Source organism: Pseudomonas sp. 1176_21, from assembly GCF_052850635.1.
In genome coordinates, this window is the sequence record NZ_VXCV01000004.1 from 250,129 (window position 1) to 274,442 (window position 24,314).

Sequence of the window (24,314 nt, forward strand, 5' to 3'; positions counted from 1 at the left end):
GGGAAGCCTGTAGTAAAGATAGGGAGCGCGCACGTTCGAGCGGCGCTCCTTTAGCAAATCAAGGAGCGCAGTCTAGCGGCTGGGCGCTCTTGATCAGGAAATGGTATCAGCCTTCTGATGAAGCTTTGTCGCCCGAGGTCACGGCCTCGAGTCGCTTTTCCACTTGTTGAAGACGTTTGGCCATCTCATCCAGCTGGCGAATGCGCGCGGCACTCTTGCGCCACTCACCCAGCGGCTGCATGGCCGTACCGGACGAATAGGCACCTGGCTCGGTGATGGAACGGGTGACCATGGTCATCCCGGAGACGAACACCCCATCACACACATCAATATGCCCGACCATGCCGACACCGCCGGCGATGGTGCAATGCTTGCCGATCTTGGTGCTGCCGGAAATACCGACACACGCGGCCATTGCCGTGTGGTCGCCGACCTGTACGTTATGGGCGATCTGGATCTGGTTGTCGAGTTTCACGCCATTGCCGATACGGGTATCGGCCAGTGCACCGCGGTCGATGGCGGTGTTCACGCCGATCTCGACATCGTCGCCGATGCTCACGCCGCCGATCTGGGCAATCTTCTGCCATACGCCCTTTTCATTGGCGAAACCGAAACCTTCACCCCCCAGCACGGCGCCGGACTGGATCACCACACGCTTGCCGATATGCACATCGTGGTACAGCGTGACGCGCGGGGCCAGCCAGCCGCCTTCGCCGATCACGCTGCGCGCACCGATGAAGCAGTGGGCACCGATGGTCACGCCAGGGCCGATCTGCACCCCGCTCTCGATCACTGCACAGGCACCGATGCTGGCGCTGGCATCGACCTGTGCGTCTGCAGCCACCACGGCGCTGGGATGAACTCCCGCCACAGCCCTGGGCTTTGGATCGAACAGGTGGGAAACACGTGCGTAGGCCAGGTAGGGATCTGCAACGATCAGCGCGTGACCGGCAAAGCCCTCGGCATCGGCAGCCTTGAGCAGGACCGCAGCGGCCTTGCTCTCAGGCAGGAATTTGCGGTACTGCGGGTTGGCCAGGAAACTCAGTTGTCCCGGGCCAGCCTCGTGCAGGGTCGCAAGGCCAGTGATGTCGAGCTCCGCCGGGCCACTGAGGGTGGCCCCGAGGAACTCGGCCAGCTGGCCGAGTTTCATGGTCGCAGTCATGTTCAACGGGACTGGTTCATGCGCTCGATGACCTGGCGGGTGATGTCGTACTGAGGCTTGACATCAATGACCGCGCCACGCTCGAGTACCAGGTCGAAAGCACCCTTCTTGATCACTTCCTCCACTGCGCCGTCGAGCTTGGGCTTGAGCTGCTTGAGCATCTCGCGGTCGGCAACGGCCTTGGCTTCGTTCAGCTCCTTGGACTGGAACTGGAAGTCACGGGCCTTCTGCTTGAATTCAAGCTCCAGACGCTCGCGCTCGCCCTGGGCCATCTTGTCGCCACCCTTGACCAGACGGTCCTGGATGCCCTTGGCGCTGCTTTCCAGGTTTTTCAGCTTGGTCAGTTGCGGGCCGAATTTCTTCTCCGCATCGACCGCGTACTTCTTGGCCGCGTCCGATTCCAGCAGCGCCATCTGATAGTTCAGGACGGCAATTTTCATCTCGGCAAATGCCGGGGTCGCGATCAGGGTCGCAGCCAGTACAGCCAGTTGAGTCAACTTACGCACGATGCACTCCTACAGAATCCGTTGTCGTTTACGCGGGGCAGACCCTTAGAAGGTCTGGCCCAGAGAGAATTGGAACACCTGGGTATCGGCATCGTCCGGCTTCTTGACCGGCATCGCCAGGCTGAAGCTCAACGGGCCCAGTGCAGTAATCCAGGTCACGCCCAGGCCGACCGAGCTGGCCAGGCCGCTGAGGCCGACCTTCTCGCAATCCGGCTTGGAGCCGCAGTTGGTGTCGAACACGTTACCCACGTCCCAGAAAACCGAGGTGCGCAGCGAACGCTGGTCCTTGACGAACGGCAGTGGGAACAGCAGTTCCACGCCGCCCTGCACCAGCACGTTGCCGCCGAACGGCAGTGGATCCTGGTCCGGGTCACGCGCAGTGCCAGGGTTGTTGCCTTTACTCGGGGTACTGCGCGGGCCCAGGCTGCTGTCCTTGAAGCCACGCACGGAGTTGAAGCCACCGGCGTAGTAGTTCTCGTAGAACGGCAGGCCCGAGGTGCCGCCGAAGCCGTCGCCGTAGCCCAGCTCGGTGTGCAGACGCAGGGTGTAGTCGTTGTTGATCGGCTTGAACAGCTGGCCACGGTAGTCAAGCTTGAAGAACGACAGGTCGCTGCCCGGGGTGGTCGCCTCGAGCACCAGGCTCTGGGAGTGACCACGGGTAGCCAGCACGCCCTTGTTCAGGGTGGACTCCGACCAGCCGGCCGATGCCTTGAAGTTCAGGTAGTTGTCGCCTTCCTTTTTGACGAAATCGAAGATCTCGTCAACGGTGTAGCGACCGGTCTTGATCTTGTCCTGCTGGGCGGTGAGGCCGAAGGTCAGGCGCGAAGTCTCGCTGATCGGGTAGCCGACGCTGACGCCCGCACCCAGGCTGTCCACCGCATAGCTGGCCACGTCGACGTCGAGGTCGTCGTAGTCGGTGGTGCGGTAGAAGGCGTTGTAGCCAAGGCTCACGCCATCGGCAGTCCAGTAGGGGTCCACGAAGCCGAAGTTGTAGCGGCTCTGGTATTCGGAACGGGTCAGGCCGATGGAGACCTTGTTACCGGTACCCAGGAAGTTGTTCTGGCTGATCGAACCACCCAGGATCAGGCCGGCGCTCTGCGCGAAACCGACGCTGGCGGTGATCGAACCCGATGCCTGCTCTTCGACGCTGTAGTTCACGTCGACCTGGTCGTCGGTGCCCGGTACGGCCGGGGTCTCGACGTTGGCTTCCTTGAAGAAGCCCAGGCGCTCGAGGCGGGTCTTGGACTGGTCGATCAGGTAGGTCGATGCCCAGCCACCTTCCATCTGGCGCATCTCGCGGCGCAGCACTTCGTCCTCGGACTTGGTGTTGCCACGGAAGTTGATGCGGTTGACGTAGGCACGCTTGCCCGGGTCGACGACGAAGGTGATGTCGACGGTGTGGTCGTCATCGTGAGGCTGCGGCACGCCGTTGACGTTGGCGAAGGTATAGCCTTCGTTGCCCAGGCGGCGGGTGATCAGCTCGGAGGTGGTGGTCATCACCTTGCGCGAGAACACCTGGCCAGGCTGCACCAGCATCAGTGCCTTGACCTGGTCTTCCGGCACCTTCAGGTCGCCGGACAGCTTGACGTCACGAACGGTGTACTTCTCGCCCTCGTTGACGTTCACGGTGATGTAGACGTGCTTCTTGTCCGGGGTGATCGACACCTGGGTGGAGGCGATGTCCATGTTGATGTAGCCGCGGTCCAGGTAGTAGGAACGCAGGCGCTCGAGGTCACCGGACAGTTTTTCGCGGGCATACTTGTCGTCGTTCTTGAAGAACGACAGCCAGTTGGTGGTCTTGAGTTCGAACAGGCTGGCCAGCTCGTCGTCGCTGAACTTGGTGTTGCCCACCACGTTGATGTGCTGGATGGCAGCGACGGTGCCTTCGTTGATCTTTATTTTCAGACCTACGCGGTTGCGCGGCTGCGGCACCACCTCGGCGTCGACCTCGGCCGAGTAGCGGCCCTGGGCCACGTACTGGCGCTGCAGCTCGTTGCGCACACCTTCGAGGGTGGCACGCTGGAAGATTTCACCTTCGGCCAGACCCGACTGCTTCAGACCCTTCATCAGGTCTTCGGTGCTGATGGCCTTGTTGCCTTCGATCTCGATGCTCGAGACGGAAGGACGCTCGACCACGGTGATGATCAGGACGTTGCCGTCGCGACCCAGTTGGATGTCCTGGAAGAAGCCGGTCTTGAACAGCGCACGGGTGGAATCCACCAGGCGCCGATCATCGGCCTCGTCCCCAACGTTCAATGGCAAGGCGCCGAACACGCTGCCCGCGGAAACCCGCTGCAGACCATTGACACGAATATCGGAGATGGTGAAGGACTCGGCGTGAACTTCAGCGATCATCAGTACGGCGAGAACCGCAGTTAGCAGCAGACGTTTCATGAAGTCCTTTCTTATTCCAACTGGCAATAAACGACCCACCGCGGGACGCGACAGGTTCGCAATTGAGCGAAGCGTTACAGTCGACCCAAATCGTTGATCAGGGCAAGCAACATCACCCCGACTACCAAACTGATACCGATCTGGACCCCCCAACCTTGCACCCGATCCGAAAGCGGACGACCACGCGCCCATTCGATCAGGTAAAACAGCAAATGCCCCCCATCCAGTACAGGAATGGGCAGCAAATTAAGAACCCCCAGGCTAATGCTCAGGTAGGCGAGGAAATTCAGGAAATCCCCAACGCCGGACTGGGCCGAAGCGCCCGCCACTTTAGCAATGGTTATCGGTCCGCTCAAGTTTTTTACCGAGAGCTCGCCGAACAGCATTTTCTTCAGCGAATCGAGGGTCAGCACGCTCATGTTCCAGGCGCGCGAAACACCCTCGCCCAGGCCCTGCAGCGGGCCATAACTGACCTCGCGCAACATGGCCGCAGGCCACTCCACCGGCGCCACGCCCGCCCCCAGGTAACCACTGGCATTCTGGCCTTCGCCACGGCTGGCGAGGGTTACCGGCAACTCCAGCGTCGCCCCGTCACGCGCCACGCTCAGCACGATGCGGCTGCCGGCACGGCCGCGCACGGTGTCCACCACCTGCTGCCAATCGTCAAGCGCCTTGCCATCGAGTGCCAGCAGGCGGTCGCCGGTTTTCAGACCGGCGGCCTGGGCCGGCCCCTTGGGATCAAGTTCGGCCAGCACCGGCACCAGCGCCGGGCGCCATGGGCGGATGCCCAGGGAGCGGATCGGGTCGGGCTCGTCGGCACCCTTGAGCCAGGCATCGAGCTTGAGCACATGGCTGCTGTCGGTGCTGGCACCCTCTTCACGCACGCTGACCTGCAGCGCACCGCTTTCACCCAGCCGGCGCACCAGCTGCAGGTTGACCGCTGCCCAGCCGTTGGTCGGCTTGCCGTCGACCGCGACGATCTCCTGGCCGGCGCTAAGGCCTGCGGCGGCCGCCAGGCTGCCAGCCTCGACCGCGCCGATGACCGGCCGCGCCTGCTGGCTGCCAAGCATGGCCAATGCCCAGAAGAACACGATGGCCAGCAGAAAGTTGGCGATGGGGCCGGCCGCGACGATAGCGATGCGCTGGCGCACGCTCTTGCAGTTGAACGATTGCTCCAACTGGTCGACAGGCACTTCGCCTTCGCGCTCGTCGAGCATCTTCACGTAGCCGCCCAGGGGAATGGCGGCCACCACGAACTCGGTGCCATGGCGGTCATGCCAGCGTACCAGCGGCATGCCGAACCCTACGGAAAACCGCAAAACCTTGACGCCGCAGCGCCGCGCCACCCAGAAGTGACCGAACTCGTGAAAGGTGACCAGCACGCCCAATGCGACCAGGGTGCCGATAATCATGTAGAGCGCACTCATGTCTTTCTCCGAATAGCGTTCAGCGGGAGCGGGCGCAACCCGTGGCGACGTCGCACCTCAGACCCCGTGACGATCCAACCAGTGCCCGGCCAGGCTGCGTGCACGCTGGTCGGCTGCAAACACCGCCTCCAGCGTCGGCACGGCAACGACCGCTTCCTGGTTGAGCACGTGCTCGATGATACTCGGGATCTGCGGGAAGCGGATGCGCCGCTGAAGAAATGCCTCGACGGCCACTTCATTGGCCGCATTGAGCATCGCAGGGGCACTGTTGCCGGCGTCCGCCGCTTCACGCGCCAGGCGCAGACACGGAAAGCGCTGCTCGTCCGGCGCCTGGAAATCCAGGCGGGCAACGGCGAACAGGTCCAGCGGCGCCACACCCGAGTCGATGCGCTGCGGCCAGGCCAGGGCGCTGGCGATCGGCGTGCGCATGTCGGGGTTGCCCAACTGTGCCAGCACCGAACCATCGACGTAGTCGACCAGCGAGTGAATCACGCTTTGCGGGTGGACCACCACCTCGACCTGGGCAGGCCTGGCATCGAACAGCCAGCACGCCTCGATCAGCTCCAGGCCCTTGTTCATCATGCTGGCCGAGTCGACGGAGATCTTGCGCCCCATGGACCAGTTCGGGTGCGCACAGGCCTGCTCCGGGGTGACGTGCTCCAGCTCGGCCTGCGGCGTTTCACGAAACGGACCACCGGAGGCGGTCAGCAGGATGCGCCGCACACCCACCTGGGCCAGGCCGCGGGCATAGTCCCCAGGCAGGCACTGGAAGATCGCGTTGTGCTCGCTGTCGATCGGCAGCAGTACCGCACCACTGCGCTGCACGGCCTGCATGAACAGGGCGCCGGACATCACCAGCGCCTCCTTGTTGGCCAGCAGCACCTTCTTGCCCGCCTCCACTGCGGCCAGGGTCGGACGCAGCCCCGCCGCACCGACGATGGCCGCCATCACCGCATCCACCTGCGGGTCGGCCGCCACCTGGCACAGGCCCTGCTCGCCCACCAGCACCTCGGTACTCGACCCCGCAGCACGCAGGTCGGCCTGCAACTGCTGCGCGGCCTCATCGCCCGGCACCACGGCATACACCGGAGCATGGCGCAGGCACAGGGCCAGCAGCTCGCCCAGACGCGAATAGCCGCTCAGGGCATAGGCCTGGTAGCGCTCGGGGTGACGGGCAATCACGTCCAGTGTGCTCAAGCCAATGGAACCTGTGGCGCCCAGCACCGTGATCCGTTGCGGGCGGCTCACAGCGCGCCCCAGTTGGCGGCCCACAGCAGCACGGCAAATAGCGGGATGGCAGCCGTGAGGCTGTCGATGCGATCCAGTACCCCACCATGCCCCGGCAGCAGGTTGCTGCTGTCCTTGATTCCGGAACGGCGCTTGAACATGCTTTCGGTCAGGTCGCCGACCACCGACACCAATACCACGACGGCGGCACCGAACAGACCGAGGATCAGCTCGCCGGCGCTCCACTCGCGGGTCACGCCCACCACCGCCGTGATCACCAGGCTCAGCGCCAGGCCACCGTAGACACCTTCCCAGCTCTTGCCGGGGCTGACCTGCGGCGCCAGCTTGCGCTTGCCAAAGGCCCGGCCCGAGAAGTAGGCGCCGATATCGGCACCCCATACCAGGACCATCACCGCCATGATCAGCCAGTTGCCCAGGGGCCAGTGCTTGATCAGCACCAGGCCTTGCCAGGCCGGCAACAGCACCAGCAGGCCGATCAGCAGGCGGCAGGCCACACTGGCCCACAGCTCGCTGGTACGCGGGTAGGTCAGCACCAGCCAGGTGGCCAGCGCCCACCACAGCACCGAAACGCCCAGCACCCAGGGTGCCAGCTCCGGCATCAGGTGCAGCAGCATCAGCAGGCCGGCGACCACCACGGCATAGGCAACGCGCAGGCCCTGGGCGATCAGCCCGGCCAGGCGGGCCCATTCCCAGGCCCCGAGGGTGACCACCAGGCCGATGAACAAGGCAAAGTTCGCCCCGTCGAGCAGGAAAAACCCGCACAGGGCAATCGGCAACAGAATCAGCGCAGTGATGATGCGTTGTTTAAGCATTAAGCACGGGCTCCAGCCTCGACCTGCTCGCTGGTTTTACCGAAGCGGCGCTGGCGCGAAGCGAAATCGGCCAATGCAGTGCGCATGGCCTCGTGTTTGAAGTCCGGCCAGAACAGGTCGGAGAAATACAGCTCGGCGTACGCCAGCTGCCACAGCAGGAAGTTGCTGATGCGGTGCTCGCCACCGGTGCGGATGCACAGGTCGGGCAACGGCAGATCGCCTGTCGCCAGGCACGGCTGCAGCAACTCGGGGGTGATGTCTTCCGGGCGCAGATGCCCGGCCTGCACTTCACGCGCCAGGCGCTGGGCGGCCTGGGCGATATCCCACTGACCACCGTAGTTGGCGGCGATCTGCAGGATGAAGCGATTGCTGCCTGCGGTCAGCGCCTCGGCCTCGCGCATGGCGGCCTGCAACTCAGGGTGAAAGCGCGAGCGATCACCGATGATGCGCAGGCTGATGTTGTTCTCGTTGAGCCGCCTGGCCTCGCGGCGCAGCGCCGAGAAGAACAGCTCCATCAGCGCACCGACCTCGTCGGCCGGGCGCTGCCAGTTCTCGCTGGAGAACGCGAACAGGGTCAGGACCTCGACCTTGGCCTCGGCGCACACCTCGATGACCGCGCGCACCGCATCCACGCCTGCCTTGTGCCCGGCAACGCCGGGCAACAGGCGCTTCTTCGCCCAGCGATTATTTCCATCCATGATGATCGCGACATGGCGCGGCACCGATGGAGGCACACCCTGCTTGGTCTTTTCCATTGAAAAAAGTCCCGGCCCTTAAACGGCCATCAGGTCCTTTTCTTTCTCTTCGGTGGCCTTGGTGATCTGGGCCTCGGTATCTTTGGTCAGCTTGTCGATATCAGCGATGGCGCGACGCTCTTCGTCTTCACTGATTTCCTTGTCCTTGACCAGCTTCTTCAGCTCACCCAGAGCATCGCGGCGAATGTTGCGCACAGCAACACGCGCGTCTTCGGCCGCACTGCGCGCCTGCTTGGTGAAGCCCTTGCGGGTTTCTTCGGTCAGGGCTGGCATGCTGATCAGCAGCAGCTCACCCAGGTTGGTCGGATTGAGATTCAAGCCGGCGCTCTGGATGGCCTTGTCGACGGCAGCGAGCATGTTGCGCTCGAACGCCACCACCTGCAGGGTGCGCGAATCTTTCACGGTGACGTTGGCCACGCCGCTGATCGGGGTGTCGGTACCGTAGTAAGGCACCATCACGCTTGCCAGGATGCTGGGGTGTGCCTTGCCGGTACGAATCTGGCCGAACGCATAAGCCAGAGACTCCAGGGATTTCTGCATACGCGCTTGGGCGTCTTTCTTGATTTCGTTGATCATTTTTGAACTTCCTCGATCAGGGTCCCTTCAGCGCCACCATGCACGATGTTCAGCAGGGCGCCAGGCTTGTTCATGTTGAAGACGCGCAACGGCATCTTGTGGTCTCGGCACAGACAGATAGCTGTCAGGTCCATCACGCCCAGCTTGCGATCCAGCACTTCATCGTAGGTAAGATGATCGAACTTCTCGGCATGCGGGTCTTTGAATGGGTCTGCAGTGTATACACCATCGACCTTGGTTGCCTTCAATACCACGTCGGCATCGATTTCGATGGCGCGCAGGCAGGCGGCGGAGTCGGTGGTGAAGAACGGGTTGCCGGTACCGGCCGCGAAAATTACCACTTCTTTCGAGTTCAGGTGGCGCATGGCCTTGCGGCGATCGTAGTGATCGGTCACGCCTACCATGGAGATCGCCGACATGACGATGGCGGTGATGTTGGCGCGCTCCAGCGCATCGCGCATGGCCAGCGCATTCATTACCGTGGCCAGCATGCCCATGTGGTCGCCGGTAACGCGATCCATGCCCGCTGCGCTGAGCGCCGCGCCACGGAACAGGTTGCCGCCACCGATCACCAGGCCGACCTGCACACCGATACCGACCAGCTGGCCGACTTCCAGCGCCATGCGATCCAGCACCTTGGGGTCGATGCCGAACTCTTCCGAGCCCATCAGGGCCTCGCCGCTAAGCTTGAGTAGAATGCGTTTATAGCGAGCTTGATAACCACTGCCCTGCTGAGCCATTGCGAATCTCTCCTGCGGCGTTTTGAAAAAAAATCTGGGCGGGCTGTTTTCAGCCTGCTAACTGTAGCGTGGCGCAGCGACTGCGCCAGCGAAAGGGCGGCGTTGTAAACCGCCCCCGCTTTGACAAAGAGGCTGCGCGCGTGAGCGGGCAGCCTCTTTGGGGCGACAGAGGTGACTCTGTCTTACTGCTTGGCAGCAGCCAGCTGTGCAGCAACTTCTTCAGCGAAGTTGTCGACTGGCTTCTCGATGCCTTCGCCTACCTTGAAGTAGGTGAAGGAAACGATTTCGGCACCGGCTTTCTTGGCCAGCTCGCCGACCTTGATTTCCGGGTTCATGACGAAGGCTTGCTCGACCAGGCTGGCTTCGGCCAGGAACTTCGAGATACGGCCTTTGACCATGTTCTCGACGATGTTCTCAGGCTTGCCTTTGATCTTCTCTTCGTTCAGCTGCAGGAACACGGCTTTTTCGCGCTCGATCGCTTCAGCCGAAACTTCCGACGGCAGCAGGAACTCAGGGTTGCTTGCCGCCACGTGCATGGCGATCTCTTTGGCCAGTTGGACGTCGCCGCCCTTCAGGACCACTGCAACACCGATCTTGTTGCCGTGCAGGTAGGTACCGACAACGTCACCTTCAACGCGCACCAGGCGACGGATGTTGACGTTTTCGCCAACCTTGGCCACCAGGGCTTCACGAGCAGCTTCACGCGCAGCGATCAGCGGCGCAGCGTCGGTCAGTTTTTCAGCGAAGGCTTGCTCGACGCTTTCGGCGACGAAGGCCTTGAAGTCGTCTTGCAGGGCCAGGAAGTCGGTCTGCGAGTTCACTTCCAGCAGGACAGCGGACTTGTCGTCGGCCTTGATGGCGATGGCGCCTTCAGCGGCAACGTTGCCAGCTTTCTTGGCTGCCTTGATGGCACCCGAAGCACGCATGTCGTCAATGGCTTTTTCGATGTCGCCGCCAGCCTTTTCCAGGGCTTTCTTGCAATCCATCATGCCTTCGCCGGTACGCTCGCGCAGTTCTTTTACCAGCGCTGCAGTAATTGCTGCCATTTCAAATTCCTCTTGGATAGGTTTTCAACCATTCCACCCGATACCTGACGGGCGTTCAATTCTGGAAATCCACTGCCAGAGCACATGCAGTTCGCAATGATGCAACGGCGACGCTGACAAGAGGATTTCAAGGTGGCAAAAAGGGGGCCAAGCCCCCTTTTTGCGTGCCGAGTCGACGCTAAGCGTCAGCTACTCAGGCTTCGGCAGCCGGTGCAGCTGCTTCTTCTGCGAACACTTCGGTGCCGCCGGCAACGTTGTTGCGACCACGGATAACGGCGTCAGCCATCGAACCCATGTACAGCTGGATGGCGCGAATGGCGTCATCGTTGCCTGGGATGATGTAGTCAACGCCTTCCGGGCTGCTGTTGGTATCGACAACGCCGATGACCGGGATACCCAGCTTGTTGGCTTCGGTGATAGCGATGCGCTCGTGGTCAACGTCGATCACGAACAGGGCATCAGGCAGGCCGCCCATGTCCTTGATACCACCCAGGCTGCGGTCCAGTTTTTCCAGATCGCGGGTGCGCATCAGCGCTTCTTTCTTGGTCAGCTTGGTGAAGGTACCATCTTCGGCCTGGGTTTCCAGGTCGCGCAGACGCTTGATCGAAGCACGGATGGTCTTGTAGTTGGTCAGCATGCCGCCCAACCAGCGGTGATCGACGTACGGCGAACCGCAACGTGCTGCTTCTTCAGCAACGATCTTGCCAGCGGAACGCTTGGTGCCGACGAACAGAATCTTGTTTTTGCCCTGGGCCAGGCGCTCTACGAAGGTCAGTGCCTCGTTGAACATCGGCAGGGTTTTTTCAAGGTTGATGATGTGGATCTTGTTGCGCGCGCCGAAAATGTACTTGCCCATTTTCGGATTCCAGTAACGGGTTTGGTGACCGAAGTGCACACCGGCCTTCAGCATATCGCGCATGTTGACTTGGGACATGATAGTTCCTTGATAAGTCGGGTTGGGCCTCCACGTATCCCAATGACCAACCCCGAAACCGAAGTCAGGGGCACCCAGGCCATCGTGTCGACACGTGTGTGGGTTTGAGCAGACGGGGCTATCCCCGAAAGCGGCGCATTTTATACCACACAAGTGAGCCGAGCGAAACCGAAAAAACAGACGACACCCGAGGGTTGCACCCGCCCTGCTCACGCAGCGACCGATGCAATCAACATAAATAGTAGGCAATGCCCCGCAGCCCAGGCCCCAGCCCGCCGCCTCGCTCTGTTAGAATCACGCCTTTCCCGTTTCATTTGCGCCTGCGCGCGCCGTAGAGAGCCTGCAATGACCGTCACTATCAAAACCGCCGAAGACATCGAAAAGATGCGCGTCGCCGGCCGCCTGGCCGCCGAAGTCCTGGAGATGATCGAAGAACACGTCAAGCCCGGTGTCACCACCGAGGAACTCGACCGCCTGTGCCACGACTACATCGTCAACGTGCAGCAGGCCATCCCCGCGCCCCTGAACTACAAGGGCTTCCCCAAGTCGATCTGCACCTCGGTCAACCACGTGGTATGCCACGGGATCCCGGGCGACAAGCCGCTCAAGGATGGCGACACGCTGAACATCGACGTGACCGTGATCAAGGACGGCTACCACGGCGACACCAGCCGCATGTTCCACGTCGGCACCGTGCCGGTATGGGCCGAGCGCCTGTCCCAGGTCACCCAGGAGTGCATGTACAAGGCCATCGAGCTGGTCAAGCCGGGCTGCCGCCTGGGCGACATCGGCGAAGTGATCCAGAAGCACGCCGAAAAGAACGGCTTCTCGGTGGTGCGCGAGTTCTGCGGCCACGGCATCGGCAAGGTGTTCCATGAAGAGCCGCAGATCCTGCATTACGGCCGCGCCGGTACCGGCATGGAACTCAAGGAAGGCATGACCTTCACCATCGAGCCGATGATCAACCAGGGCAAGGCCGACACCAAGGTGCTGGGCGACGGCTGGACCGCCATCACCAAGGACCGCAAGCTCTCGGCGCAGTGGGAACACACCCTGGTGGTCACCGCCACCGGCTACGAGATCTTCACCCTGCGCAAGGACGACACGATCCCGCGCACTTCGGCCTGACCCTCACAGGAACGTCATCGATGCCCCAGGTGGACCCCGAGCTGTTCGACCGCGGCCAGTTCCAGGCGGAACTGGCCCTCAAGGCCAGCCCCATAGCGGCCTTCAAGAAAGCCATCCGCCAGGCCGGCGAGGTGCTCGACGGGCGCTTTCGCAGCGGCCGCGAGATCCGCCGACTGATCGAGGACCGCGCCTGGTTCGTCGACAACATCCTGCAACAGGCATGGAACCAGTTCAGCTGGAGCGAAGCCGCCGACATCGCCCTGATCGCCACCGGCGGCTACGGGCGCGGCGAGCTGCACCCCTACTCCGACATCGACCTGCTGATCCTGCTCGATGACGCCGACCACGAGGTGTTTCGCGACTCGATCGAGCGCTTTCTCACCCTGCTCTGGGACATCGGCCTGGAAGTCGGCCAGAGCGTGCGCTCGGTGGACGAATGCGCCGAACAGGCGCGCGCCGACCTCACGGTGGTCACCAACCTGATGGAAAGCCGCACCATCTGCGGCCCCGAACACCTGCGCCAGCGCATGCTCGAGGTCACCAGCACGGCGCACATGTGGCCGAGCAAGGAATTCTTCCTGGCCAAGCGCGCCGAGCAGAAGGCGCGCCACCACAAGTACAACGACACCGAGTACAACCTGGAACCCAACGTCAAGGGCTCCCCCGGTGGCCTGCGCGACATCCAGACCGTGCTCTGGGTAGCGCGCCGCCAGTACGGCACGCTCAACCTGCATGCGCTGGCCGGCGAAGGCTTCCTGCTGGAGAGCGAGAACAACCTGCTGGCCTCGTCCCAGGAGTTTCTGTGGAAGGTGCGCTACGCCCTGCACATGCTCGCCGGGCGCGCCGAAGACCGCCTGCTGTTCGACCACCAGCGCAGCATCGCCGCGTTGCTGGGCTTTACCGACGACAACCCCAAGCGCGCCATCGAACAGTTCATGCAGCAGTACTACCGGGTGGTGATGAGCATCGCCGAGCTCAGCGACCTGATCATCCAGCACTTCGAGGAAGTCATCCTCGCCGATGACAGCGCCAGCAGCACCCAGCCGCTGAACCCGCGCTTCCAGCTGCATGACGGCTACATCGAGGCGGTGCGCAGCAACGTGTTCAAGCGCACCCCGTTCGCCATGCTCGAGATCTTCGTGCTGATGGCTCAGCACCCCGAAATCAAGGGCGTGCGTGCCGACACCATCCGCCTGCTGCGCGAGCACCGGCACCTGATCGACGACGAGTTCCGCAACGATATCCGCAACACCAGCCTGTTCATCGAGCTGTTCAAGTGCGAGATCGGCATCCACCGCAACCTGCGCCGCATGAACCGCTACGGCATCCTGGGGCGCTACCTGCCCGAGTTCGGCCTGATCGTGGGGCAGATGCAGCACGATCTGTTCCACATCTATACGGTCGATGCGCACACCCTGAACCTGATCAAGCACCTGCGCAAACTGCAGTACACCCCCGTGTCCGAGAAATTCCCGCTGGCCAGCAAGCTCATGGGGCGCCTGCCCAAGCCCGAGTTGATCTACCTCGCCGGCCTGTACCACGACATCGGCAAGGGGCGTCAGGGCGACCATTCCGAGATCGGTGCGGTGGACGCCCAGGCATTCTGCAGCCGCCACCAGCTGCCCGCCTGGGACAGCCGGTTGATCGTGTGGCTGGTGCAGAACCACCTGGTGATGTCGACCACTGCCCAGCGCAAGGACCTCTCCGACCCGCAGGTGATCCACGACTTCGCCCAGCTGGTCGGCGACCTGGTGCACCTGGACTACCTCTATGTGCTCACCGTGGCCGACATCAACGCCACCAACCCGAGCCTGTGGAACTCCTGGCGCGCCAGCCTGCTGCGCCAGCTCTACACCGAAACCAAGCGGGCCCTGCGCCGCGGCCTGGAAAACCCGCTGGAACGCGAAGAGCAGATCCGCCAGACCCAGAGCGCAGCTCTGGACATCCTGGTACGCGAAGGCACCGACCCGGACGACGTCGAACAACTGTGGTCGCAACTGGGCGATGACTACTTCCTGCGCCACACCGCCGCGGACGTGGCCTGGCACTCCGATGCGATCCTGCAGCAGCCGGCCGACGGCGGCCCGCTGGTGCTGATCAAGGAGACCACCCAGCGCGAGTTCGAGGGCGGTACGCAGATTTTCATCTATGCCCCCGACCAGCACGACTTCTTCGCCGTGACCGTGGCCGCGATGGACCAGCTCAACCTGAACATCCACGACGCACGCATCATCACCTCCAGCAGCCAGTTCACCCTCGACACCTACATCGTGCTCGACAACGACGGCGGCTCGATCGGCGACAACCCGCAGCGCGTCAAGGAAATCCGTGAAGGCCTCACCGAAGCCCTGCGCAACCCCGACGACTACCCCACCATCATCCAGCGTCGGGTACCGCGCCAGCTCAAGCACTTCACCTTCGCGCCCCAGGTGACCATCCTCAACGATGCCCAGCGCCCGGTGACCATCCTCGAGCTCAGCGCCCCGGACCGCCCGGGCCTGCTGGCACGCATCGGCAAGATCTTCCTGGAGTTCGACCTGTCGCTGCAGAACGCCAAGATCGCCACCCTGGGCGAGCGGGTGGAAGACGTGTTCTTCATTACCGACGCCGACAACCAGCCGCTGTCCGACCCTGAACTGTGCCGCCGCCTGCAGGCCGAGATCGTCGAGCAGTTGCGCGTCGACCAGGCCACCGGCGTCGAGATGACCCGCCTCACCCTTTGACCGATTGACGAGACCCAGCGCCAATGAACAACGCTTTGAACCAGCTTCAGCCCTACCCGTTCGAGAAACTGCGTGCCCTGCTCGATGGCGTGACGCCGGCCGCAGACAAGCGCGCCATCGCCCTGTCGATCGGCGAGCCCAAGCACGCCTCGCCGGCATTCGTGGCCAAGGCGCTGGCCGACAACCTCGACAAGATGGCGGTGTACCCCACCACCCTGGGCCTGCCCGCGCTACGCGAAAGCATCGTGCACTGGTGCGAGCGCCGCTTCGGTGTACCGGCCGGCTGGCTGAGTGCCGCACAGCACGTGCTGCCCGTCAACGGCACCCGCGAGGCGCTGTTCGCCTTCACCCAGGCGGTGGTCAGCCGTGGTGAGGACGCGCTGATCGTCAGCCCCAACCCGTTCTACCAGATCTACGAAGGTGCCGCGTTGCTCGCCGGCGCCCAGCCGCACTACCTGCCGTGCCTGGACAGCAACGGCTTCAACCCGGACTTCGACGCGGTGCCAGCCGAGATCTGGCAGCGTTGCCAGATCCTGTTCCTGTGCTCGCCAGGCAACCCGACTGGCGCACTGGTGCCGCTGGACACCCTGAAAAAACTCATCGCACTGGCCGACGAGCACGACTTCGTGATTGCCGCCGACGAGTGCTACAGCGAGCTGTACTTCGACGAGCAGGCCCCGCCACCCGGCCTGCTCAGCGCCTGCGTGGAACTTGGCCGCAGCGACTTCAAGCGCTGCGTGGTGTTCCACAGCCTGTCCAAGCGCTCCAACCTGCCAGGCCTGCGTTCGGGCTTCGTGGCCGGCGATGCCGAGATTCTCAAGGCCTTTTTGCTCTACCGCACCTATCACGGTTGCGCGATGCCGGTACAGACCCAGCTGGCGAGCATCGCCGCCTGGAACGACGAGGCGCATGTCCTGGAGAACCGCGACCTGTATCGCGAGAAGTTCGACGCCGTGCTGCAGGTGCTGGCCCCGGTAATGGATGTACAGAAGCCCGACGGCGGTTTCTACCTGTGGCCGAAGGTCCCCGGCGATGACGCGCAGTTCTGCCGCGACCTGTTCGAACAGCAGCACGTGACCGTGGTGCCGGGCTCGTACCTGTCTCGCGAGGTGGAGGGATTCAATCCGGGGGCCGGACGCGTGCGCCTGGCGCTGGTGGCCCCGCTTGCCGAATGTGTCGAGGCGGCCCAGCGCATCCGCGCATTCGTCGAAGGCTGAGCCGGTACGCCTGGTCGGCCGACCGATAGATAAGTAACGCCCAAAGCCCGGTCGGCCCGCCAATCATGGAGCTCCACTCAACAGGAGCTCCAGCATGGACATACCAACCTTGTGCAAGGTCACCCAGGTGGCCGATCAGCAGCAATCCTACGAAACAGCTTTGAAAGAAAACCCGCTCAACGCCCCGCAGCCCTCGCGCTCGGGTCGTCAGAAACGCGGCGTTGCCTACCACAGCCGCCTGTGGGCGCCGGGCCGCACCCTGCTCATCGCCTTCGCGGCCGACATACCGGAACAGACGCAACAGAGCATCTTCGAGGTTGCCTGCCAATGGCTGGCGTACGCCAACCTCAAGTTCCAGCGCACCGCCGACTGGGCCGAAGCACAGATCAGGATCGAGATGAAGCCAAGCGGCACGGGGATCAACCATTCACTGGTCGGGACCGACGCCTTGCTCCGCGAAGACAGCACCATGACCCTCAGCGACTGGCCTGGCGATGAGCAGTTCCAGCGCAGCGTGCTGCATGAGTTCGGGCACGCGCTGGGCCTGGACCATGAACATCAGCACCCGGATGCGGACATCCAGTGGAACCTGGCCAAGCTGCTGGAATACGCCGAACAGGTCGGCATGCCCATGGAAGAGATTGCTGAAAACTTCCTGAACAGGATCGAGCGCACGCAGGCATTGCACAACGCCTACGACCCGGGTTCGGTCATGCACTACCCGATTCCGGCCACCTTCACCCTGAACAATGTGGCCTTCACCGGCTCGGCGCAGCTCAGTGACGGCGACAAGGCGCTGGCGGGCAAGGCCTACCCCTTCACCCCGGTACACCCGTGAAGTGCACCCCGCCCAGCCCGGCAGCGAGCGGGACCTGGGCGCCAGCGTGCGCCTGACCTGTCCGCGCGACTGCCCCCCAGCGCGGGGCCGCCATGCGACCCCGAGCACTTCACTTGACCGGCCCCAGGTTGGCCTCGCTCATGTCCAGCTCACCCAGCACCTGGCGTACCACGTCATCACCGATCTGGTGCTGGCGGTGCAGGCTGTACAGCTCCAGGCGCTGCGCCCGCAGCGCCCGCAGGCGCAGGCGTCGCTCCAGCTGATCCATCTGCGCGGCCAGCGCCTGGGCCTCGGCACTGTCGTTGAACACGTCCAGTTGCTGCCGGTACTCGGCCATCAGGCGCGCCTTCAACTCGGCGGCCAGTGCGGCCTGGGAGGCATCCTGGGGCGCGCCGGGCTCCACCAGTTCCTCGGCCTCCAACGCATGGATCGCCGCCTCGGCGGTGCGCCGCCAGGCCTCGCGTGCCTCCTGGCGCAGGGTATCGTCGGGGCTCTTCTCCACCCCGCGCAGCAGCAACGGCAAGGCAATGCAGGCCGATACCAGCGATAGCAGAATCACCCCTGCGGCAATGAAGATCAGCAGGTCGCGTTCGGGGAACGCCTTGCCCGCGCCGATCAGCAGCGGCACCGACATCACGCCCGCCAGGGTCACCGCCCCGCGCACGCCGCCCACGGTCAGCAGCCAGCACGAACGCGCGTTGGGCACCAGCACCAGGTCTTCCTTGCCGCGCCAGCGCCGGATCACCCCGATCAGGCGCCAGATGCTCTGCACCCAGATGAACCGCAGCGCCAGCAACACCAGGAAGATCGCCACCACATCCAGGCAGCGGTACAGCAGGGTTGGCCACAGCGATGCCTCATGACTGGTCACCGCCTTGGCGATATCGGGCAGTTGCAGGCCCAGCAGCAGGAAGATCAGGCCGTTGAAGGCGAACTCCAGCAGCGACCACACACTGCGGTTGAGCAGGCGCGTGCTGGTCTGGCGCGGCAGCAGGTCAAGCCAGCTCTGCATCATGCCCGCCGCCACCGCCGAGAGAATGCCCGAGGCACCCAGGCGCTCGGCCAGCACATAGGCGGCGAACGGCAGCAACAGCATGAACACCACGTGGGTGGCCGGGTCGTCCCAGCCGCGCGCGATCATCCACACCCGCAGGCGCCCCACCAACCAGCTCAGCGCCACGCCGATGGCCAGGCCACCCACGGCCACCAGCACGAAGGTCACACTGGCCTCGGCCAGCGAGAACACCCCGGTGATCGCCGCCACCAGCGCAAACTTGAACGTCACCAGGCCCGAGGCATCGTTCATCAGCGCCTCACCCTGCAGCATGTGCATCAACGGGGTGGGCAGGCGATCCTGGCTGATTGCCGACACCGCCACCGCGTCGGTGGGCGACAGCACAGCGGCCAGGGCAAAGGCCACCGGCAGCGGTATGCTCGGCAGGATCCAGTGGATGAAATAGCCGGCCCCCACCACCGTGAACAGCACCAGCCCCACCGCCAGGGTCAGGATCGGCCCGCGCAGGCGCCAGAACTCGCGCTTGGGCATGCGCCAGCCATCGGAGAACAGCAACGGGGGCAAGAACAGGAACAGAAACAGCTCAGGGTCCAGGGCCACGTGCAGGCCCAGGGTCGGCCAGGCCAGCAGCGCACCGGCACCAATCTGCACCAGCGGCAGTGGCAGCGGGATCAATCGCCCCACCAGTTTCGAGACACTGACCAGCATCAGCAGGATGAGAACGGTATAGGCTGACTGCATACGGCGTGTTTTTCCTGTTCAGTTTCAAATACGCTCAACGGCCAGGGTTATGCCATTGAAACAACATGTTACCGGGATCTGCATGAACACAACCGCTCCACCTAAGTCGCAGACCCGCCGGCAATCTGTAACACAATGCTACAAAAGAGGAGCCTCGCATGATCACCCCCGCGTCGACCCTATTGACCCACGACAGCCCCAACCGTGCGCTGCTGGTCATCGATGTGCAAAACGATTTCATCCCCGGCGGCGCCCTGGCGGTGCCCGGTGGCGACGAGATCGTGCCGCTGGTCAACCAGCTCGGCCGCCAGTTCGAGCGCGTGGTGCTGGCCCAGGACTGGCACCCGGCCGGGCACGCCTCGTTCGCCTCGAGCCACCCGGGCAAGAATCCGTTCGAGGTCATCGAACTGTCATACGGGCCGCAGACACTCTGGCCCGACCACTGCATTCAAGGGAGCCCCGGCGCACAGTTTCACCCGGACCTGAACATCGCCCACGCACAGCTGATCGTGCGCAAGGGCGGCAACCGCCAGGTCGACAGCTACTCGGCGTTCACCGAAGCCGACCAGACCACCCCCACCGGCCTGGCCGGCAACCTGCGCGAGCGCGGCATCGACACGCTGTTCCTGTGCGGCCTGGCCCTGGACTTCTGCGTGGCCTGGACGGCACTGCACGCACGCCGCGAAGGGTTCGCCACCTATGTGGTGCTGGACGCCTGCCGCGCCATCGATACCGCAGGCTCCTGCGCGGCGGCGATGGCACAGATGCAGGCTGCCGGGGTGCAGTTCATTCAGGCGCGGCAACTGGGCGGCGCCAGCCGTGGCGCCCTGCCCGATGTTGTCGCATAATCCAGCCCACCCATTCTTCGAGGAGTTTCGGGGCGGCTGCGGGAACGCCCGCGCGCCCTTAACGTTCAATGGCTTATATTCTCTTCGGCATCAAAGCCTGTGACACGATGAAGAAAGCCCGTACCTGGCTTGAAGAACACCACATCCAGTACGACTTTCACGACTACAAGACCCAGGGTATAGACCGGGACCACCTGAACCGCTGGTGCGACGAGCACGGCTGGCAGGTGGTACTCAACCGCGCAGGCACCACCTTCCGCAAGCTCGATGACGCGCAGAAGGCCGACCTCGACCAGGCCAAGGCCGTCGAGCTGATGCTGGCACAACCCTCGATGATCAAGCGCCCGGTGCTCGACCTGGGCGGCAAGACCCTGGTCGGTTTCAAACCGGACCTGTACGCGGCAGCCCTGCGCTGAACCGCGACGCCTTCACTCAATTTCGCAAGAGGTAACCGCATGTCCACTTCACTGTTCAGCCTGGCCTTCGGCGTCGGCACTCAAAACCGTCAAGGCGCCTGGCTGGAAGTCTTCTACGCACAGCCACTGCTCGCCCCGAGCGCCGAGCTGGTCGCAGCCGTCGCCCCGATCCTGGGCTATGAAGGCGGCAACCAGGCCATCGCGTTCAGCAACGCCCAGGCCGCGCAACTGGCTGAAGCCGTCAAGGGCGTCGACGCCGCCCAGGCTGCACTGCTGACCCGCCTGGCCGAAAGCAACAAGCCGCTGGTGGCCACGCTGCTGGCCGAAGACGCCACCCTGAGCTCCACCCCTGAGGCCTACCTCAAGCTGCACCTGCTGTCGCACCGCCTGGTCAAGCCCCACGGCCTGAGCCTGGCCGGCATCTTCCCGCTGCTGCCGAACGTGGCCTGGACCAGCCAGGGCGCCATCGACCTGGCCGAACTGGCCGAGCAGCAACTCGAAGCCCGCCTCAAGGGCGAGCTGCTGGAAGTGTTCTCGGTCGACAAGTTCCCGAAAATGACCGACTACGTGGTGCCGAGCGGCGTGCGTATCGCCGACAGCGCCCGCGTGCGCCTGGGTGCCTATATCGGCGAAGGCACCACCATCATGCACGAAGGCTTCGTCAACTTTAACGCCGGCACCGAAGGCCCGGGCATGATCGAAGGCCGCGTTTCGGCGGGCGTGTTCGTCGGCAAGGGTTCGGACCTGGGCGGCGGCTGCTCCACCATGGGCACCCTGTCGGGCGGCGGCAACATCGTCATCAAGGTCGGCGAAGGCTGCCTGATCGGCGCCAACGCCGGTATCGGCATCCCGCTGGGCGACCGCAACACCGTCGAAGCCGGCCTGTACATCACCGCCGGCACCAAGGTGAACCTGCTCGACGAGAACAACGAGCTGGTCAAGGTGGTCAAGGCCCGCGACCTGGCTGGCCAGACCGACCTGCTGTTCCGCCGCAATTCGCTAAACGGCGCGGTCGAGTGCAAGACCCACAAGTCGGCCATCGAGCTGAACGAAGCGCTGCACGCCCACAACTAAGTGGTACGATCGGGTCTGGCCCTCTGCCAGACCCGATATCAGGCCCTACACATCATGTTCCAGCCCTCTCCCTGGCGCGCAGACTTCCCTGCCATCGCCGCCCTGCAACGCCAGCACCAGACCTACCTGGACAGCGCTGCCACCACGCAGAAACCCCAGCACCTGCTCGACGCCCTGAGCCACTACTACACCCAGGGTGCGGCCAACGTGCACAGGGCCCAGCACCTGCCCGGCGCACTTGCCACCCAGGCCTTCGAGGCCAGCCGCGAAAAAGTCGCCGCCTGGCTCAATGCCGCCGATGCGCAGCAGATCGTGTTCACCCATGGCGCCACCTCGGCGCTCAACCTGCTGGCCTATGGCCTGGAATGGCGCCTGGAGGCGGGCGACGAGATCGCCGTCAGCGCCCTGGAGCACCACGCCAACCTGCTGCCCTGGCAGCAGTTGGCCCAGCGCCGCGGCCTCAGGCTGGTGATCCTGCCGCTCGACGCCAACGGGCATATCGACCTGGAGGCGGCCCTGCAACTGATCGGCCCGCGTACCCGCGTGCTGGCGGTGAGCCAGTTGTCGAATGTGCTCGGCACCTGGCAGCCGCTGCAACCGTTGCTCGACCACGCCCGCGCCCAGGGCGCCCTCAGCGTGGTCGATGGCGCCCAGGGCGTGGTGCACGGGCGTCACGATGTACAGCAACTGGGCTGCGACTTCTATGTGTTTTCCAGTCACAAGCTGTATGGCCCGGACGGCCTTGGCGTGCTCTATGGGCGCCGCGAGGCGTTGGGCCTGCTGCGTCACTGGCAGTTCGGCGGCGAGATGGTGCAACTGGCCGGCTACCAGCAGTCGAGCTTTCGCCCCGCCCCGCTGGGTTTCGAGGCCGGCACGCCGCCGATCGCCAGCGTGATCGGGCTGGGTGCCAGCCTGGATTACCTGGCCAGCCTCGACGCTACCAGCGTGGTCGAACATGAAGCCGCCCTGCACCGCCATCTGCTGCGCGGCCTCAACGATCGTGAAGGGGTGCGGATACTGGGCGCGCCGCAACTGGCCCTGGCCAGCTTCGTGGTCGAGGGCGTGCACAATGCCGACCTTGCGCACCTGCTGACCGAACAGGGCATCGCCGTGCGCGCCGGCCATCACTGCGCCATGCCGCTGGTCAACAGCCTGGGCCTGGACGGCGCGATCCGCGTGTCGCTGGCGCTGTACAACGATTCCCACGACCTGGAGCGCTTCTTCAGCGCCCTGGACCAGGCCCTGGAGCTGCTGCGATGAGCCTGCCCGACGCCGCCCGCGAGGCGCTGGATGTATTCGAACAGGCTGCCGGCTGGGAGCAGCGCGCCCGCCTGCTGATGCAATGGGGCGAGCGCCTGGCCCCCCTGGACGCGACGCAGCAGTGCGAGGCCAACCGCGTGCACGGTTGCGAAAGTCAGGTGTGGCTGGTGGCCGAACAAACCGACGGTCGCTGGCACTTCAAGGCCGCCAGCGATGCGCGGCTGCTGCGCGGCCTGCTGGCGCTGCTGCTGGTGCGGGCCGAAGGCTTGACCGGCAGCCAGCTGCAGCAGCTGGACCTGCCCGCCTGGTTCACCGCCCTGGGCCTTGGCCGACAGCTCTCGCCGTCCCGCAGCAACGGCCTGAACGCCGTGCTGCAGCGCATGGCTCAGCTCGCCGCCGGCGCCTGAGCCGCTACGCGATCGGCCGGGCGGCGCTTGCCACCCACCAGTTTCTCCACGGCCTTGCTGGCAGCGACCATGCCGAAGGTCGCCGTCACCATCATCACCGCGCCGAAACCGCCCGAGCAGTCGAGCTTGACCCCGTCCCCGACGAAGCTCTTCTGCAGGCAGATACCGCCATCGGGCAGCGGATAGCGCAACTGCTCGGTGGAGAACACGCACGGCACCCCGTAGTTGCGGCTCACGTTGCGCGAAAACCCGTGGTCGCGGCGCAGCGTCGAACGCACCTTGGAGGCCAGCGGGTCGTTGACCGTGCGGTTGAGATCGGCCACCTGGATCTGCGTGGGGTCGAGCTGCCCGCCCGCACCGCCGGTGCAGATCACCTGGATCTTGCGCCGCTTGCACCAGGCAATCAGCGCAGCCTTGGCCATCACGCTGTCGATGCAGTCGATCACGCAGTCGATATGATCGGTGATGGTCTGGGCCAGGTTGTCGCGGGTGACGAAGTCCACCACCGCGTGCACCTTGCAGTCCGGGTTGATTGCGCGCAGGCGCTCGGCCATCACCTCGACCTTGGGCTTGCCCACGTTGCCCTGCAGCGCATGCAACTGGCGATTGGTGTTGCTCACGCACACGTCATCCAGGTCGAACAGCGAAATTTCGCCAACGCCGCTGCGGGCCATGGCCTCGGCCGCCCACGAGCCGACACCGCCGATGCCGACGATCGCCACATGCGCCTCGCGCAGGCGTTGCAAGCCCTGCTGGCCATACAACCGGGCAACACCGGCAAAGCGTGGATCTTCTGTACTCATGGCCCAACCCTGAAAAAACCGGCGCGCATTATAGGCCCCACAACGCAGGATGACAGCCCGCAACCGACGCACTGATTGCCATGAATTGGTAAACCTGGCGCCAACCCTGCTTTAATGACCGGTGCAAACCCTGCTTTGGACGGCCATTGTACGGGCTTCAGAACTTCAGCATCTGAGGAAAATCCAAGCGCTACATGCACCCGTTTCCTATACCACGCTACCTGCCTGGTGCGTAGGATCCGTG

Annotated in this window: 22 protein-coding genes; 9 read left to right on the forward strand and 13 right to left on the reverse strand. The window is 63.9% G+C overall.

What is annotated here, in order from left to right; translation table 11 throughout:
• Window positions 1-106: 106 nt before the first annotated feature.
• The 11 genes from lpxD to rpsB form a co-directional block, all read right to left on the reverse strand.
• On the reverse strand, window positions 107-1,162 hold the full coding sequence (gene lpxD / locus FW760_RS12020; RefSeq protein ID WP_043863261.1) for a UDP-3-O-(3-hydroxymyristoyl)glucosamine N-acyltransferase: 1,056 nt from the start codon (window positions 1,160-1,162) through the stop codon (window positions 107-109).
• A gap of 2 nt (window positions 1,163-1,164) precedes the next feature.
• Window positions 1,165-1,668 (reverse strand): OmpH family outer membrane protein, encoded by a 504-nt coding sequence (locus FW760_RS12025; protein ID WP_043863260.1) that lies wholly within the window; start codon window positions 1,666-1,668, stop codon window positions 1,165-1,167.
• A 45-nt stretch (window positions 1,669-1,713) separates the two neighbouring features.
• A complete protein-coding gene (gene bamA, locus FW760_RS12030) occupies window positions 1,714-4,062 on the reverse strand; it encodes an outer membrane protein assembly factor BamA (protein ID WP_043863259.1) in 2,349 nt (782 codons plus the stop codon).
• A gap of 74 nt (window positions 4,063-4,136) precedes the next feature.
• Window positions 4,137-5,489 (reverse strand): RIP metalloprotease RseP, encoded by a 1,353-nt coding sequence (gene rseP / locus FW760_RS12035; protein WP_116053064.1) that lies wholly within the window; start codon window positions 5,487-5,489, stop codon window positions 4,137-4,139.
• Window positions 5,490-5,546: 57 nt separating this feature from the next.
• Window positions 5,547-6,737, reverse strand: a complete 1,191-nt coding sequence (gene ispC, locus FW760_RS12040; RefSeq protein WP_116053061.1) for a 1-deoxy-D-xylulose-5-phosphate reductoisomerase — start codon at window positions 6,735-6,737, stop codon at window positions 5,547-5,549.
• On the reverse strand, window positions 6,734-7,549 hold the full coding sequence (locus tag FW760_RS12045) for a phosphatidate cytidylyltransferase (protein ID WP_054915002.1): 816 nt from the start codon (window positions 7,547-7,549) through the stop codon (window positions 6,734-6,736). Before FW760_RS12045 ends, ispC begins: the two co-directional genes overlap by 4 nt.
• Complete coding sequence (uppS, locus tag FW760_RS12050) at window positions 7,549-8,304, reverse strand: polyprenyl diphosphate synthase (RefSeq protein ID WP_043863255.1); 756 nt, start codon at window positions 8,302-8,304, stop codon at window positions 7,549-7,551. The genes FW760_RS12045 and uppS overlap by 1 nt, the downstream gene beginning before the upstream one ends.
• Before the next feature lie 18 nt (window positions 8,305-8,322).
• Window positions 8,323-8,880, reverse strand: a complete 558-nt coding sequence (gene frr / locus FW760_RS12055) for a ribosome recycling factor (RefSeq protein ID WP_043863254.1) — start codon at window positions 8,878-8,880, stop codon at window positions 8,323-8,325.
• Window positions 8,877-9,620, reverse strand: a complete 744-nt coding sequence (gene pyrH, locus FW760_RS12060) for a UMP kinase (protein ID WP_038614006.1) — start codon at window positions 9,618-9,620, stop codon at window positions 8,877-8,879. Before pyrH ends, frr begins: the two co-directional genes overlap by 4 nt.
• A gap of 182 nt (window positions 9,621-9,802) precedes the next feature.
• Window positions 9,803-10,666 carry a translation elongation factor Ts gene (gene tsf / locus FW760_RS12065; protein WP_043863253.1) on the reverse strand — a complete coding sequence of 288 codons (864 nt, stop codon included), beginning with the start codon at window positions 10,664-10,666 and terminating at the stop codon, window positions 9,803-9,805.
• A 193-nt stretch (window positions 10,667-10,859) separates the two neighbouring features.
• Window positions 10,860-11,600, reverse strand: coding sequence for a 30S ribosomal protein S2 (gene rpsB / locus FW760_RS12070; protein ID WP_043863252.1), 741 nt, complete (start codon window positions 11,598-11,600; stop codon window positions 10,860-10,862).
• Window positions 11,601-11,945: 345 nt separating this feature from the next.
• Here rpsB and map point away from each other — a divergent pair, with 345 nt between their 5' ends.
• The 4 genes from map to FW760_RS12090 all read left to right on the forward strand — a co-directional run bounded on the left by map (window position 11,946) and on the right by FW760_RS12090 (window position 17,506).
• A complete protein-coding gene (gene map / locus FW760_RS12075; RefSeq protein ID WP_043863251.1) occupies window positions 11,946-12,728 on the forward strand; it encodes a type I methionyl aminopeptidase in 783 nt (260 codons plus the stop codon).
• A 20-nt stretch (window positions 12,729-12,748) separates the two neighbouring features.
• On the forward strand, window positions 12,749-15,451 hold the full coding sequence (locus tag FW760_RS12080; protein ID WP_043863250.1) for a [protein-PII] uridylyltransferase: 2,703 nt from the start codon (window positions 12,749-12,751) through the stop codon (window positions 15,449-15,451).
• A gap of 23 nt (window positions 15,452-15,474) precedes the next feature.
• Window positions 15,475-16,668, forward strand: coding sequence for a succinyldiaminopimelate transaminase (dapC, locus tag FW760_RS12085; RefSeq protein ID WP_043863249.1), 1,194 nt, complete (start codon window positions 15,475-15,477; stop codon window positions 16,666-16,668).
• A gap of 94 nt (window positions 16,669-16,762) precedes the next feature.
• Window positions 16,763-17,506 carry a M12 family metallopeptidase gene (locus FW760_RS12090; protein ID WP_116053058.1) on the forward strand — a complete coding sequence of 248 codons (744 nt, stop codon included), beginning with the start codon at window positions 16,763-16,765 and terminating at the stop codon, window positions 17,504-17,506.
• Window positions 17,507-17,615: 109 nt separating this feature from the next.
• Here FW760_RS12090 and FW760_RS12095 read toward each other — a convergent pair whose 3' ends face one another.
• Window positions 17,616-19,262, reverse strand: coding sequence for a Na+/H+ antiporter (locus FW760_RS12095; RefSeq protein ID WP_043863248.1), 1,647 nt, complete (start codon window positions 19,260-19,262; stop codon window positions 17,616-17,618).
• A 158-nt stretch (window positions 19,263-19,420) separates the two neighbouring features.
• Here FW760_RS12095 and pncA point away from each other — a divergent pair, with 158 nt between their 5' ends.
• The 5 genes from pncA to FW760_RS12120 all read left to right on the forward strand — a co-directional run bounded on the left by pncA (window position 19,421) and on the right by FW760_RS12120 (window position 23,267).
• Complete coding sequence (gene pncA / locus FW760_RS12100; RefSeq protein WP_116053055.1) at window positions 19,421-20,110, forward strand: bifunctional nicotinamidase/pyrazinamidase; 690 nt, start codon at window positions 19,421-19,423, stop codon at window positions 20,108-20,110.
• A gap of 68 nt (window positions 20,111-20,178) precedes the next feature.
• Window positions 20,179-20,526, forward strand: a complete 348-nt coding sequence (locus FW760_RS12105) for an ArsC family reductase (RefSeq protein ID WP_043863246.1) — start codon at window positions 20,179-20,181, stop codon at window positions 20,524-20,526.
• 39 nt (window positions 20,527-20,565) lie between these two features.
• A complete protein-coding gene (gene dapD, locus FW760_RS12110; protein ID WP_043863245.1) occupies window positions 20,566-21,600 on the forward strand; it encodes a 2,3,4,5-tetrahydropyridine-2,6-dicarboxylate N-succinyltransferase in 1,035 nt (344 codons plus the stop codon).
• 54 nt (window positions 21,601-21,654) lie between these two features.
• Window positions 21,655-22,860, forward strand: a complete 1,206-nt coding sequence (locus FW760_RS12115; protein ID WP_054915006.1) for a cysteine desulfurase — start codon at window positions 21,655-21,657, stop codon at window positions 22,858-22,860.
• Complete coding sequence (locus tag FW760_RS12120) at window positions 22,857-23,267, forward strand: SufE family protein (protein WP_446443794.1); 411 nt, start codon at window positions 22,857-22,859, stop codon at window positions 23,265-23,267. The genes FW760_RS12115 and FW760_RS12120 overlap by 4 nt, the downstream gene beginning before the upstream one ends.
• Here FW760_RS12120 and tcdA read toward each other — a convergent pair.
• Window positions 23,246-24,070, reverse strand: coding sequence for a tRNA cyclic N6-threonylcarbamoyladenosine(37) synthase TcdA (gene tcdA, locus FW760_RS12125; protein WP_058541484.1), 825 nt, complete (start codon window positions 24,068-24,070; stop codon window positions 23,246-23,248). The genes FW760_RS12120 and tcdA overlap by 22 nt on opposite strands.
• Window positions 24,071-24,314 lie beyond the last annotated feature (244 nt).